The organism is Bradyrhizobium sp. USDA 327, assembly GCF_041262065.1.
Taxonomy (GTDB): Bacteria; Pseudomonadota; Alphaproteobacteria; order Rhizobiales; family Xanthobacteraceae; genus Bradyrhizobium; species Bradyrhizobium liaoningense.
The window spans coordinates 2384338-2398275 of record NZ_JBGCCW010000001.1 but is presented as its reverse complement, the minus strand read 5'-3'; the positions used below and the strand labels follow the sequence as shown (position 1 = coordinate 2398275).

Below are 13938 nucleotides of genomic sequence, written 5' to 3'. Positions count from 1 at the left end.
TTATGCAGCTCGTGCTTCGCTCGTTAGCCATGCACGAGCCCGGCTGATCCATACCGATGCCGTCTCGGGACGTTCGGCTTCGCGCAGACCGGCCAGCGCAACTATCCGGATGCCCTCGGTCTGTCGCCAATGCGGAGAGGTCCAGAGTGCCGCGCCCGCGGTGCGTTCGAGTTCCGAGAGCGCGGCCGGGGACACGCGCGCCGGCTCGAGCACGTCAGTCATTGGGCGACCGTTGAAAGCGGGAACTCCCGCCGAGAGACAGGCTTCAGCGATGCGCGGCATCGCGTCCATCGAACGTACTAGCAGTGGCTGCAGGGCGGGATCGGCTGCCGAAATCGGAAAGCGCGTTTCCATGGAGCGCTGAAGCGAGACCCACGGTCCTTCTTCGCCGAAACAGCGCCGCGCGAAGGCGCAGCCCAGTGCCGTGCGCAGCCATCCGACAGGATGGGGATCGCCGATCGGCCAGTGCAGTATCGTCCCGGCATCGCCAACCACGTCGTAGAGTGCGGCGACCGAGGCGTAACCTGAGTGCAGGAAGGCATAGACATCTGCCGCGATCTCACTGGCCCAAGGCATCCACATCGTCCGCAGCTCTCCGTCGTGGCCGAGAGCTCGCGCCAGCGCGGCACCGAGCGAAGTATTCCAGCCGGTCAGGTGGGCGACCTGGTGGCCCGTCTCGTGGAAAAGTGATGTGGGACGATAGAGATTATGTCTGACAATTTTGATTGCGGCACAAGGCATCACCGCACCCGGCGCCCAGAGCCGTACGCCGGCGCGAAGGATCGAAGCGCCAGTGCCCTTGTCTTGGTAGACAAGGACCCGCGGCACGGGTTTGTTCGCCTTCTGCAGAACCGGAACCATGCTGGCGACCGCGAGACGATCGAGCGTCGTCAGAGCGGCACGCAGGACCGGGCTGGTCCGTGTGTTCACGGCGTCGCCAATGAAGTCGAGAGTGACATCGACCTGAAAGTAGCGGCGGCGGAAGCGCTGGACGGCGGCGGCGGCATGGCTCAGTGCCGCAGCATCATATCGCGCCGTAGCGATCAGCTTGGCCGTCGCGTCGCCGAGCGCTATCAATTCCTCGACGACTGCATTCAGCTGCCGACGTAGCGGCGCGCCGACGTCGCGCTCAACCGCCCGCCAAGCCTCGAGCGAAGCGAACTCCTCGGCATCGCGGAAGGTGCGAGCAGCGGCCAGCCAATGGGCAACCTGCCGCTCGAGATCTGCAGCCACGAGGCGTTGGTCCAGGTTCGCCACCTCTGTCATAGCTGGCCCTTACGCTTTTCCCGGCCCCTACCCGGCGTCACGGAGATGCTGATGGAGGGTGTGCCGCGCAGCGTGCTTAGCGCGCCCGCAACGCCGCCCCCCGGGAGGGCTTTCATCCCTTGTCCCAGGAGGTTTAGACCCGGCACGGCTGTGAGCCGCACCCGGACGGTGACGCCGGCATCGGGATGGCCCGCGGCACGAGCGAAAGCCTCTGCGTTGGTCTTCGCCCAATTCGCGAGCGCCGGCAGCACCCAGGCGCGCAGCCGGCGGCGCAGAAACGCAGCGGAAGATGGCGGCAGCAGGCGTCCCGCCAGTTTTCCGAGTGGCAGCACGAGCGCCTCGAGATCCTCACCGTCCTCACCCAGAATCCGGAAGTGCCCGTGAGGACTCGTAGAGCTGTCCATCGCACGATAGGCCGCGATGAGCGCCTGCAGCAACGCTGCGCCGCCAGTGCCCTGCCGAATAGCAGCGGCGATTCTCTGGGCTTCGGCTTCAGATAGGTAGAAGCCAACGGTAATCCGCGACTGCAGCCGATTGACTACCGTCCAAGCCCGGCTCGGCGCCAGCCGCTGAGCGACCTCTCGCGACGCGGCGCTGACGGGGAGCGCGAGCGCGCCGGCCGCGCCGATCGGCTCAAGCACGTAAAAGCGTTGCCCTACCGCTATGCGATGGCGCGAGCGGAGGTAGCCCGGGGGCACCGCCACGCCGAGCTGCGGCTCACGCAGCAGCAATCCAGCCGCCCCAGGCGTCAAGGGATGAACGTTCGAGGCCGTGACATAGCCGCGGCCGCCGCTGGCGGTGGCGCGGTCAACGCGCATCATGCGCGGCAGCGTCGTCCCCGGGGCTGCCTGGTAGATGTGCATGCGTGCCCGGATCGGAAACGTTGCGCCTGCGGCGCGCAGTGCCGCGCCAACATTCGATCCGCCAAAGGTTGGAAGCGCGTCGGCGATCTGCGACGTGACCTCGATCTCCGGGATGCGGCTGTACTTTCGATAGGTCCGCACACTGCGCGGTCGGCGGGCGATAAACGTGCCACCGAGCGAAGGCGCCTGCTGCAGCGCAGGCCGCACGAATTGCGGCGGGAAGTGGGTCGCCACCGCCTGGCTGAATGCCTCCGCGGTCGCGAGCTGCATCAGGTCCTCGTTGTCGTAGATGTAGTCCTCGTTCTCGGCGAGCCTGCGGACCGTATCCTCGACCACGCTGGCAAGAGCAACAGGGCCCGCTTCGTCGGCGCGCCCTCTAGCTGCCTCCCCCAACTCGGCCTCGAGCGAGATCAGGCGCAGGCCCGTGTCGACGATCGCGTTCGAGAGAGGCTCGGAGAGTTGCGGTCCGACCCAGCCGCGGATGAGTTGCCCGACATAGCGGGCCAGAAAGCCCACAACCTTCGGCCGACCCACCAGGTTGATCCCGAGACGCAGCGCGCCCAGCAGGGCCGGGACGAACTGCTCGACGGCCGGAGCGAGATCGTCTTCATCTTGCGCGGTGCGTAGCCGATCGATCAGTTCGCCGCGCGCCAGGGCCAGCCTCTCGAGTTCACGGCCTTCCATGTCATACGCGCCGTCAAGCGTTTCGAAGGACTCCAGCTCACCATCCGCCTCGCTCGTCGCGTCGCCGACTATCGCCTCAGCCAGCGCAGCATCGAACGACTCAGCCAGCGCTTCGACATCGGTGAGATTCGCGGGCGACATCGGCGCCTCGTCGAGGCTCTCCTCCTCTCCCTCGCCGACTTCCGAGGTGAAGCGCGCCGCGAGCGTTCGCGCCGCGGGCTGCAGCGCCGCTGGAAGCCGGCCGATAGCGAAGGACAGCACGCGGCGCAGGAGTGGGTTGATCAGACCGCGCAGCTTCTGAAGGATCGGTCCGAGGGCGGCACCGGCGACCTTGCCAACCACCTTTCCCACGCCCTTGGCGGCGTTGGCCACGAACTTTACGGCGCTCTTGGCCTTGCGCACCAGGCTACCGATGAACTCCTCGCCTGCCGGCGTAAGCTCGCCGAGCTCGGGGTCGAAGCGATCGAGCACCTCGCTGAGCTGCTCCTCGCTCAGCGTTTCGACATCCATGCCGGCGAGGCCGCTTTGCAGGCTTTCCAGGTACTGCAGTGACTCGAAGCGGATCGGCGCGAGCTGTGCGTCAGCATAGCGCTCGCGCTCCTGGGCGGACGAAGGCGCCTCCCCCGTGAAGCGATCCGCAACAGCCTGTTCCGTCTCTTCCGCCAGGAACGCCACCGCCTCGTCGAAGGTTTCGTCACGCAGCTCGGCGAAGGCCTCGGCCAGTATGCGGTCCTGTTCCCGCTCGGCGACAAGTCCGGCCGGCGCTTCGGCGAACGGCGTCGTGGTCTCGCTCCAGGGGGCGAACCCGACGCTCCGCGCCGGCGTGTCCGCGGGCGGCGCCTCGGCAAATGGACTGTTCTGCTCGGACTGGACTGTCCACTCGAGTTCGCGCGAGTCCTCGATGATCGGCATGCCCGACTCCGTGGCTAGGGAACACGCCCAGTCCACCACAGAGGCCGTCCGATCTCGTACCGGCCAGCGCCGCCTCCGCGTGGCCATGATGCCCCCTCATCGTTGCGCAATCGTCGCCCTGGCGTCCCGACAGCGTCCTGATTGAGGGCCACTCCTCAACTCTTCTGTCACACGCAAAGGAGCAAAGCGAAGCACTCCGTCGCGCAACTGGCTTCGGATCTTTCGCTTCGCTCAGGATGACAAAAAGGCTAACGAACCACCAAGCCGATGCCGGCGAGTCGCTTGCTGAGAGAGGGATCCGGCGCGACGCCGAGCTCATCGTGGAGCCGTCGGGTCAACGCCCGGAAGCATTGCGCCGCCTCGTATCGGTTGCGCTGCGCCAGGTGCGCATTGATGAGCGCCTCAGCGGCCGACTCGCGCAATGGCTCCGCTGCGATGGCGGCGGCTCCCGCTTGCGTGGCAAGCGCATGGCTACCGGAGACCGCCATCGTCCGACAGGCCGCCTCCAGGGCTTGCACCCGGAGCAAACGGAATGCCTCTTGCGCCGGCAGGACCCATTCTTCGTGCCACCCGGGCAAGATGTCGTTCGAGAGGAGCGTGATCTCGTCGAGGGTCAACGATTCGCCGTGGAGTGCGCTCGCCGCCACGCGATGCGCGTGCACAAGATCGCTCTCCGCCTCGAGCACAAGCTCGTCCCCGACGGCGCTAACCCAACCGCGCGGCAAGTGCCACAGCGCTCGGCGGAGGTTGGCTCGCCCGATATCGTCCGGCACATCGGGCCAGAGTTCGGCTGACGCTAGTCCCCGCGCCAGAGGCCGCCCCCGGAGCGCCAAGTATGCCAGAATGCGCCGTCCAGGGAGTGACAACCGGACCATCGGGTAAACCCCCAGACGACCGACGATTGCGATTCTGCGCCTCGCATCGACCATGCCTCCACGCCTCCCCTGTTTCGATCACAGCAGAGTGGAGATCGCTCGTAGTCAGAGCAGCTAGTCCGTGGCTGCGATGTACTTCATCGCCACCTTCATTGTTGCAAACATCCTGAACCTAACCATCGGTTTGTGCAAGGCTCAAGCTGCACGTCGCAGTTCCACTATCTTAGTTTGCGAACAATCCCGTGCCTGAGGCGTCAGCTGTTTGCGCTTCTGATCGATGCCGTGCACACGAAGTCTCTTTGCGTTGCTTCAGCGTCACGAAGATCGTTTCCTGTAGGGCGGCAGGCGTCAATTTCGACTACCGTGCCCCGCAGGTCCACCATTCGCTATCAAGAGTCATAGCAGCGACTAGCCTTTGATCACTCAAACTAACTATGGGAGATCGGAGATATGCCACGAGGATTCGATAAATATGATTCCATGACTGCCCTGTATGATGATCGGAACAACGTGGAAGGGATTACATATGGAAAACGATGGCTACGCCATGAGTGGCGTCAAATGATCGAAGAACAAGTCACAGACAACGCGGAAACACAAAAGCTGGTCATGGCCCTCCACGGAGGCGGCATTGAGACCGGCACAAGCGAGATAGCTCTTGCGACAGCCGGCTACCATCCAGCAACGCTGGTTACGACAGTTGATGGTTATGGACTGCATGACCTCTGGCTGTTCGAAGGATTGTTGCCATTCGGCAATGGCGACCTGCATGTGACAGCTTCTCACTACGATGAGCCAATAGCTGCGAAGATCGTTGAAAACGCTCAACGTTGCATCAGCTTGCACGGCTGTACGGATGCCCAAGCGAATGGAAAAATCCAGCTTGGCGGACTGGATGATGAGTTGCGGGATATCGTTTTGGAAGAACTGGACGCTGCGGGAATTCCAGCTGAGATTACCACCAACCCAATGCTTGACGGCAGGCATCCAGACAACATTGCAAACAAGACAAGAACTGGTGGCTGCGCCCAGCTCGAGATGGGGACGAGCTATCGTAGAAGCCTGTTCCAAATCAACACGAGATCACGGCGGAAAAACACAACAAATGCTCAGTTTTGGCTCCTGGTCGAGGCTTTGCGCAAGTCGATGAGCCGCGTATAGGTCGTCCCTTGAGCCATTCATAAGTATCACAAGCGGCGGCGGCGCACGCTCGGTCCCGGGCTTAGCAGACGTCCGGTTCTCGCCTTTTAGCGCGCTCTGGTACGCTGCACTAACCCGCCGGCGAACCATCTGTTGGATATCCGCTTCCACTGAGTTAAGCGGAGTGTGCAAAAGGCCAGATCAACCTACGCCAATCTAGCCAATGGCCGCCGGGTGCCCTATTCCCACTCAATCGTCCCGGGCGGCTTGCTGGTCACGTCGTACACCACCCGGTTCACGCCCTTCACCTCGTTGATGATGCGCGTGGCGGTCTCCCCTAAGAACTTCATGTCGAACTGGTAGAAGTCCGCGGTCATGCCGTCCGTTGACGTTACGGCGCGCAGGCCGACGACGTAGTCGTAGGTGCGGCCGTCGCCCATGACGCCGACGGTCTTGACCGGGAGCAGCACGGCGAAGGCCTGCCAGATCTCGTCGTAGAGGCCGTGCTTCCTGATCTGGTCGATGTAGACGGCATCCGCCTTGCGCAGGATGTCGAGCTTGTCCCTGGTGATCTCGCCGGGGCAGCGGATGGCGAGGCCGGGGCCCGGGAAGGGGTGACGGCCGACGAAGATTTCGGGAAGGCCCAGTTCACGGCCGAGCTTGCGCACCTCGTCCTTGAACAGCTCGCGCAGTGGCTCGACGAGCTTCATGTTCATGCGCTCAGGCAGGCCGCCGACATTGTGGTGCGACTTGATGGTGACGGACGGTCCGCCGGTGAAGGAGACGCTCTCGATCACGTCGGGATAGAGCGTGCCCTGCGCGAGGAAGTCGGCGCCGCCGATCTTCTTGGCTTCAGCCTCGAACACCTCGATGAAGAGGCGGCCGATAGTCTTGCGCTTCTGTTCGGGGTCGGTGACGCCTTCGAGCTCGCCCAAAAATTGCTTGGACGCGTCCACGTGCACGAGCGGGATGTTGTAGTGGTGGCGGAACAGGTCGACGACCTGCTCGGCCTCGTTGAGGCGCATCAATCCGTGATCGACGAAGACGCAGGTGAGCTGGTCGCCGATCGCCTCGTGAATCAGCACGGCCGCGACCGCTGAATCGACGCCGCCGGACAGGCCGCAGATCACCCTGCCCTTGCCGACCTGCGCGCGGATCTTGGCGATCTCCTCCTCGCGGAAAGCGCGCATGGTCCAGTCGCCGGTGAGGCCGGCGATCTTGCGCACGAAGTTACGGATGAGTTTCGCGCCGTCGGGCGTGTGCACCACTTCGGGGTGGAACATCAGTCCGTAATATTTGCGCGTCTCGTCCTGGATGATCGCGAAAGGCGCGTTCGGCGAGGTGCCGGCGACGGAGAAGCCCGGCGGCATCCTGGTGATGCGGTCGCCATGGCTCATCCAGACCTGGTTCTTGCTGCCTGATGACCAGACGTCCTCGAACAGCTTGCTGTCGGCCTTGACCTCGACGTCGGCGCGGCCGAATTCGCGGTGATGGCCGCCCTCGACCTCGCCGCCGAGCTGCGCGGCCATGGTCATCTGGCCGTAGCAGATGCCCATCACGGGCACGCCGGAGGCGAAGATCAATTGCGGCGCGCGGGGCGAGCCGGCCTCGTGCACCGACTCTGGCCCGCCGGAGAGGATCACTGCCTTCGGCTTCATCTCGTTGAAGGCCTCTTCGGCCTTGTTGAACGGGACTATCTCGCAATAGACGCCGTCCTCGCGCACGCGACGCGCGATCAGCTGCGTCACCTGGCTGCCGAAGTCGACGATGAGAATCTTGTCGTGCGCCGAGGCCACCGAGGGCGTCGACGCGGAGCGGTCGTTCTGTGCTGCTGTCATGGCCAGCAGATACGCTGGCGCGGCCCGGGCCGCAACCGCGCACGCTGCGCGCCCACATGCTTCTTTGGGCATGGACAAGCGGATATAGGTCAGTAATATTGACCTATTATTGACCCGCTCTGAAAAGGGTCGATCAGGGAGAATGCCATGTCACAGCACCATCAGCCATCAACGCTCGTCGCGCTCGGCCGGACCTGGGTCGAGGCCTGGAATACTGGCGATCTCGAGCGCGTGCTTGCGCTCTATGACGAGGCGGCCGTGATGACCTCGGACCGCATCCCCGCGATGGGGTTCGACGCCAGCGGGACCGTGCGCGGCAAGGATAGCTTGCGCGCCTATTGGGGCAAGGCGCTGGGGCTGCTGCCGGAGCTGCACTTTTCGCTGATCGATCTGTTCGTCAGCCCGGACAGCGTCGTGGTGTTCTACGAGAACGAGCGGGGGAAGAAGATCTGCGAATACCTGCGGGTGAACGAGGCCGGGCTGATCGTGCAGGGCTCGGCGAATCATCTGCCCCATTGATGCGTCTGCGCCGCGCCATCAGCGCTTGCGCGCGCCGACCTTTCGCACCTTCGTGTCGGACCACGTCAGCGGCCGGCCGGTTCGCGACGGCAGCACCAGCTGCCCAACCGGCTGGCCTGCCTGGTCCACCAGGTCGGAATGCGCCTCGCCGCGCGCATAGAGATGCGCCTCGCCCCATTGGCGCAAACCGACGATGACAGGAAACAAGTCGCGTCCCCGCCTCGTCAGCGCGTATTCCTGATACGCGCTGCCGTCGGCAGCCGGGACCAGTTCGAGCACGTCGAGCTCGACCAGCTTGCGCAGGCGCGTGCTGAGCATGCCCTTGGCAATGCCGAGGTTCTTCTGGAAATCGCCGAACCGGCGCAGCCCGTCGAAAGCATCGCGCACGATCAGGAGCGACCACCAGTCTCCGATTGCGTCGAGCGCGCGCGCCACCGGGCAGTCGGCCTCGGAAAAACCTGTCCGCTTCATGCTCCCGCCTCCAATCTGGTTCTAAAATAAGACTAGACAGCACCGCGCGCAACTGGTCCTATGATGAGACTAAATAGACCGTGCCGGAGATGACGGATGACGAGCCATGACCTCACCAGGGGCAACCCGAAGACTAGTACCGGGCCGGCCGGGCACGGGCTTTCTTCCGCGATGGCGCTGCTGCTCGCGCTGGCTTGCGGCCTCAGCGTCGCCAACATCTACTTCGCCCAGCCACTGCTCGACGCGATGGCCCAGGACCTCGGCATCGCTCCCGCAGCGATCGGCATGGTCGTGACCTTCACGCAGATCGGCTACGCGTTCGGCCTGATCCTGATCGTGCCGCTCGGCGACCTCTGGGATCGCCGACGTCTGATCGCCGGCCAGATTGCCCTCTCAGCGACCGGACTCGTGGTCGTCGGCACCGCATCGCACGCCGCGGTCCTGCTCGCGGGACTGACGCTGGTCGGCGTGCTTGCCGTCGTCGTGCAAATCCTCGTCGCCTTTGCCGCAACGCTCGCGACGCCGGACGGCCGGGGCCGCGCCATCGGGACAGTGACCAGCGGCGTCGTCGGGGGAATCCTGCTCGCGCGTTTCGCCTCGGGCGCGCTGGCCGATATCGGCGGCTGGCGCACGGTCTACCTGGCTTCGGCCGGCCTCATGCTCGCCATGGCCGTCCTGTTGTTGCGCGTCCTGCCCCGCGGTCCGCACGCGGCAATGGCGGGCTCCTCGTATCTGTCGCTGTTGCGCTCGACGGCGGCGCTGTTCGCCGAGGAGCCGATCCTGCGCGAGCGCGCCTTGTTTGCGTTCCTGATCTTTGCCGATCTCAACGTGTTCTGGACCTCGATCGTACTGCCGCTTTCGGCGCCCCCATTCGTGCTGTCGCACACGACGATTGGACTGCTCGGAGTCGCCGGCTTCGCCGGAGCACTCGGCGCGCGCAATGCCGGCCGTCTCGCCGACCTCGGCTGGGCCCAACGCACCACCGGACTGTCGCTGATGCTGATGCTCGCCGCCTGGGGCGCGATCGCCTGCCTGCATGTCTCGCTCTGGTTCGTCGTCGCAGGCGTGATCATGCTGGATCTCGGGCTGCAGGCCGTGCATGTGACCAGCCAGAGCCTGATTGTCGCCGCGCGTCCCGACGCAGCAAGCAGGCTGGTCGGGGGCTACATGGTGTTCTACTCGATCGGCAGCGCGGCTGGCGGAATCGCGGCAACCATGGTGTACGCGATGATGGGCTGGAGCGGCGTTTGCATGCTGGGTTCCGGCATCAGCGCCGCCGCTCTGCTGGTCTGGGTCATCAATGCGAGCAGGATGCAAGAGGCGGCCGGCTGTGCGCTGACGCCCTCGCCGCCCAGGTAACGTGCACGACCCCGGAGATCGGCATAGGCTAATAAGCGATGCACCGCATCAAGGCAGGATCCTTCCCCCATGAAACTCCCCACCTCCCCCTTTACCGTCACCGACTGGAGCCGGATCGAGGCGACCACGCATCCCGGCGAGAGCGGTGAGGCCAAGTGGCGCACGCTCAATATCGGCGATCTCCGGGTGCGGATGGTGGAATATTCGCCGGGCTATCTCGCCGATCATTGGTGCGATCGCGGCCACGTGCTCTACGTGCTGAAGGGCGAGCTCGACTCCGAGCTGCGCGACGGGCGCAAATTCAAGCTGACGGCAGGCATGAGCTACCAGGTCTCGGATTTCGGCGACGCGGCGCACCGGTCCTCGACGGCCACCGGCGCCACGCTCTTCATCGTGGATTGATGCGCCCGGGCGGTTCATTTGCACCGCAAAATAGCAAAGAGGCGCGACATCCCGAGCCACGGGTGGTGCCTTGAAGTAGCCCCAAATTCTCGCTATATTGTGATCATCGATACTTGGCCGAACGACTGGGCCGCTTCGCTTCGTTACAGACGGGCGCGCACGCTTCAGATGACTTCTCCAAAAATCGACTGAATAGGATCATGGGCGCAGCGACGCGTACCGGTCCGCGTGCGTACCATCTCTAACAAAGGAAATTCCCATGGCTATGGGCACCGTGAAGTGGTTCAACACCCAAAAGGGTTATGGTTTCATCCAGCCGGACGACGGCCAGAAGGACGTGTTCGTGCACATCAGCGCGGTCGAGCGCGCCGGCCTTTCGACCCTCAACGAGGGCCAGAAGGTATCGTTCGACATCGTCGCCGACCGCCGCAGCGGCAAGTCCTCGGCTGACAATCTCCGCGTCGGCTAACGCCCGCGCATCGTTCTGACCACGGACGTACCGGCAGAACGCCAGAGTTAGAAAGCCCCGCGACCGGGATCCGGTCCGCGGGGCTTTTGTTTGCCCCGGTCATTCCGGGGCTCGCGAAGCGAGAGCCCGGAATCCATCACACAGCGTTCTCTGCGGCCAAATGGATTCCGGGCTCGCGCTGCGCGCGCCCCGGAATGACGGCCTTGATCAGGCCGTCTTCCGCAGCACCGAGACGAAAAACCCGTCCGTCCCGGTCCGTCGCGGTGTCATCAGCCAGCCTTCCGGCGACCGGAGCGCGGCCTCGCCAAAAGCTTCCGCCCTGTCCCAGAGCACGCTCGCGGTCTGCTCGGGCGGCACCACGCCGAACTCGGGATGGCGCGCGACGAAAGCCCTCACCTGCTCGCCGTTCTCCTCCGCCAGAACCGAGCAGGTGATGTAGGCGATGCGGCCACCTGGCTTCACCAGCGGCACCGCACGCGCGAGCACCTCGGCCTGGTCGCGCAGGCGGATCTCCAGCGCGCCCGGGCGCATGCGCCATTTGGCATCGGGGTTGCGGCGCCAGGTGCCGGTTCCCGTGCAGGGGGCGTCGATCACGACGAGGTCGGCCGAGGCGCGAATGTCTGCCACCGGATCGGCCTCGCCCTTGGGCGTGCGAACGTCGGCATTGTGGACGCCGGCGCGCGACAGCCGCTCATGGATCGGGGCGAGCTGGCGTTTGTCGCTGTCGGTCGCGATCAGCCGTCCCTTGCCCTGCATCATGGCCGCGAGCGCCAGTGTCTTGCCGCCGGCACCGGCGCAGAGATCGATCACCTGCTCGCCGGGTTTTGCCGCGGTAAGCTGGGCCGCCAGCTGCGATCCTTCATCCTGCACTTCAATTGCGCCCTTGATGAAATCCTCTTCCGCCTGGATGCCCGGGTTGCGCGCATCGGCCGAAAGCTCGATGCGCACGCCCGTTGCCGACCACGGCGTCGGTTTCGCATGAAGATGAGCAAGTGCACGCAGCACCTTGTCGCGATTGGACTTTAGCGTGTTGACGCGCAAATCGAGCGGCGCCCGGCTCGCCATCGCGGCGGCTTCCGCCGCGCGGTCCTCACCGAACACTTTTGCCAGATGCGGATCGAGCCATTCGGGATAGTCGCCGGCGACTGCGGCCGGCGCGTCCTTGAGGGAGCGCGAGGCGAGCGCGGCCTGCTCGGCCTCGGTCAGCGGCGCCGGCGCAAACCGGCTGCCGTCGAACAGCGCGGCCATGGTGGCCGTGTCCATATTGCGCTCGAGGCGGAGCATGCCGATCAGCCGGGCCCGCGCGGTATCGGAATCCATCAGGAACGCGCTCGAGGCGTAGCGGCGCAGCACGTCCCAGACGAGACCGGCGATCGCGGCGCGGTCGCCCGAGCCGGCGAAGCGGTGCGCGGTGCCCCACTCCTTCAGTGCCTTGGCCGCGGGCACGCGGTCCCTCTCGATGGTGTCGATCAGTTCGATGGCTGCGGACAGCCGGGCAGCGGGGGTTCATTTAGATCTTTCAGTTTAGCGCATGATCTCATCGGAAAACCGGGATCCACTTTTCCGGATCATGCGCGATCAGATCAGCAGCAAGAGCTTCAGCGCGAAGTACATCCACATCGCCAGCAGCACCAGCACGCCGGCAAGCCAGACGGTGGAGCGCCGGCCCAGATCGTTCGAGGACACGAAGATCCCGGCATGGGCAAAGCGCGCCACGACGAACACCCAGGACATCAGCACGATGAAGAGATCGGCGCGGCGCAAGGGCAATGCCAGTGCGATCAGGACGTAGAACAGCACCGGCAGCTCGAACTGGTTGCGGTAGCAATTGGCGATTTGTGTGGCGCCCTTCGGCCAGTTCGGCTCGCCCAGCGCAATGTCGCGAATCCTGGTTTCGCCGGAGACCAGGGTCTTGCGGCGCGCGACGACCATCCCGATCAAGAGCGCGAAGGTGAGAGCGACCTGCACGAAGACCGGCAGCAAAACCATTTGAACGGACATCGGAACTTTCCCGAGAGGCGAAATGCCGCGTACCGTCATTAGCCGCGACTTTTGCCGCTGACAATGAACGACTTGAACCGGCGTTCCCGGCTTTGCGGCCAACCATCGACAGCTAAAGCGATTTCGGCCCCTGGCATCTCGCCGACCGCATCGCCTCGCCGCTCGCCGGCCCCGTCGCGCCGCGCGGACGGCTACACCATCCGCTACCGCGTGCTTTAAACTTTGTTCGTTGCGATCGATGCCCGCGCCGTCATCGTGCCGACGCGCGACGACGGGTAGGATGATCGCATGCCCGAATTTCGCCTGACCCAGATTTCCGACACCCATCTCGGCCGGCGCTTCCCCGGCCTGATCGCCAACTTCCACCGCATCAGCGAGCACATCGACGCCGACAGGCCCGATCTCGTCGTCAACACCGGCGACGTCTCGTTCGACGGGCCGACCAGCCGCGACGACGCCGAATTCGCGAAAGGCCTGCATGACGCCCTGCCCGTCGCCTGCCGCTACCTGCCCGGCAATCACGACATCGGCGACAATCCGACCGCGATCGGGCCGGCGCCGAAGCCGCCGGTCAGCCCGGCTCACCGCCGGCAATTTTGCGACATCATCGGCGAAGACCATTGGTCGTTCGACACCGCGGGCTGGCGCTTCATCGGCCTCAACTCGCTGGTGATGAATTCAGGGCTTGGCTTCGAGGCCGAGCAGTTCGACTGGCTCGCCTCCGAGCTATCGCACGCGAACGGCAGGCCGGTCGCGCTATTCCTGCACAAGCCGCTGTTTCTCAACCTGCCCGACGACCCAGAGACGCCGGAGACCTCGATCCGCTATGTGCCGCAGCCGGCGCGGGCGCGGCTGATCGAGATGTTCGGGACTGTCGACCTGCGTCTCATCGCCAGCGGTCACGTGCACCAGCGCCGCGACTTCACCTGGCGCCGCACCCGCCACGTCTGGGCGCCGTCGGCCGGTTTCGTCATCAACGATCAGCGCCAGGACCGGATCGCGATCAAGGAAGTCGGGCTCGTCGAATACCGCTTCCAGCCCGACAGTCTCGAGGTTCGTCACGTCCGCGCGGCGGGCCAGGTGGACGTCGACATCGAGGAGTTGCTCCTCCAGATGGGCGGCGAGCATTAGCTCGCGAC

At 64.8% G+C, this 13938-nt stretch carries 13 protein-coding genes and 1 pseudogene; 7 read left to right on the top strand and 7 right to left on the bottom strand.

Features of this window, described 5'->3' with window-relative positions:
* From ABIA42_RS10810 to ABIA42_RS10800, 3 genes are all read right to left on the bottom strand, one after another.
* Entirely contained in the window at positions 1-1266 is a 1266-nt protein-coding gene (locus ABIA42_RS10810; protein ID WP_370143767.1) for a hypothetical protein, read from the bottom strand.
* Complete coding sequence (locus tag ABIA42_RS10805) at positions 1263-3725, bottom strand: hypothetical protein (RefSeq protein WP_370113715.1); 2463 nt, start codon at positions 3723-3725, stop codon at positions 1263-1265. The genes ABIA42_RS10810 and ABIA42_RS10805 overlap by 4 nt, the downstream gene beginning before the upstream one ends.
* A gap of 248 nt (positions 3726-3973) precedes the next feature.
* Positions 3974-4411, bottom strand: coding sequence for a BTAD domain-containing putative transcriptional regulator (locus ABIA42_RS10800; RefSeq protein WP_370113717.1), 438 nt, complete (start codon positions 4409-4411; stop codon positions 3974-3976).
* 750 nt (positions 4412-5161) lie between these two features.
* Here ABIA42_RS10800 and ABIA42_RS10795 point away from each other — a divergent pair.
* Positions 5162-5761 carry a poly-gamma-glutamate hydrolase family protein gene (locus ABIA42_RS10795; protein ID WP_370113719.1) on the top strand — a complete coding sequence of 200 codons (600 nt, stop codon included), beginning with the start codon at positions 5162-5164 and terminating at the stop codon, positions 5759-5761.
* 218 nt (positions 5762-5979) lie between these two features.
* On the opposite strand, the gene guaA is transcribed toward ABIA42_RS10795, so the two are convergent.
* Positions 5980-7578 (bottom strand): glutamine-hydrolyzing GMP synthase, encoded by a 1599-nt coding sequence (guaA, locus tag ABIA42_RS10790; protein ID WP_370113721.1) that lies wholly within the window; start codon positions 7576-7578, stop codon positions 5980-5982.
* Between the two features lie 147 nt (positions 7579-7725).
* Between guaA and ABIA42_RS10785 the strand changes: the two genes are divergently transcribed.
* A complete protein-coding gene (locus ABIA42_RS10785) occupies positions 7726-8097 on the top strand; it encodes a nuclear transport factor 2 family protein (protein WP_271528992.1) in 372 nt (123 codons plus the stop codon).
* Between the two features lie 18 nt (positions 8098-8115).
* Here the strand turns inward: ABIA42_RS10785 and ABIA42_RS10780 are convergent, their stop codons facing one another.
* A complete protein-coding gene (locus ABIA42_RS10780; protein ID WP_271528993.1) occupies positions 8116-8568 on the bottom strand; it encodes a helix-turn-helix domain-containing protein in 453 nt (150 codons plus the stop codon).
* Positions 8569-8664: 96 nt separating this feature from the next.
* Here ABIA42_RS10780 and ABIA42_RS10775 point away from each other — a divergent pair, with 96 nt between their 5' ends.
* The 3 genes from ABIA42_RS10775 to ABIA42_RS10765 all read left to right on the top strand — a co-directional run bounded on the left by ABIA42_RS10775 (position 8665) and on the right by ABIA42_RS10765 (position 10798).
* Positions 8665-9927: an MFS transporter gene (locus tag ABIA42_RS10775; protein ID WP_370113723.1), complete on the top strand. Its 1263-nt coding sequence runs from the start codon at positions 8665-8667 to the stop codon at positions 9925-9927.
* A 69-nt stretch (positions 9928-9996) separates the two neighbouring features.
* Positions 9997-10329, top strand: coding sequence for a DHCW motif cupin fold protein (locus ABIA42_RS10770; RefSeq protein ID WP_194387789.1), 333 nt, complete (start codon positions 9997-9999; stop codon positions 10327-10329).
* 259 nt (positions 10330-10588) lie between these two features.
* The gene (locus ABIA42_RS10765) at positions 10589-10798 is read left to right on the top strand and encodes a cold-shock protein (RefSeq protein WP_015686739.1); all 210 of its coding nucleotides are present in this window, start codon (positions 10589-10591) and stop codon (positions 10796-10798) included.
* Between the two features lie 207 nt (positions 10799-11005).
* Here ABIA42_RS10765 and ABIA42_RS10760 read toward each other — a convergent pair whose 3' ends face one another.
* A complete protein-coding gene (locus tag ABIA42_RS10760; protein WP_370157135.1) occupies positions 11006-12244 on the bottom strand; it encodes an RsmB/NOP family class I SAM-dependent RNA methyltransferase in 1239 nt (412 codons plus the stop codon).
* 132 nt (positions 12245-12376) lie between these two features.
* The gene (locus ABIA42_RS10755; RefSeq protein WP_271528995.1) at positions 12377-12799 is read right to left on the bottom strand and encodes an MAPEG family protein; all 423 of its coding nucleotides are present in this window, start codon (positions 12797-12799) and stop codon (positions 12377-12379) included.
* Positions 12800-12921: 122 nt separating this feature from the next.
* On the opposite strand from ABIA42_RS10755, the pseudogene ABIA42_RS10750 reads away from it, so the two are divergent.
* Positions 12922-13018, top strand: a pseudogene (locus ABIA42_RS10750) (acriflavin resistance protein); the annotation flags it as partial.
* Positions 13019-13087: 69 nt separating this feature from the next.
* Positions 13088-13930, top strand: coding sequence for a metallophosphoesterase (locus tag ABIA42_RS10745; RefSeq protein ID WP_370113728.1), 843 nt, complete (start codon positions 13088-13090; stop codon positions 13928-13930).
* Positions 13931-13938: the final 8 nt, after the last annotated feature.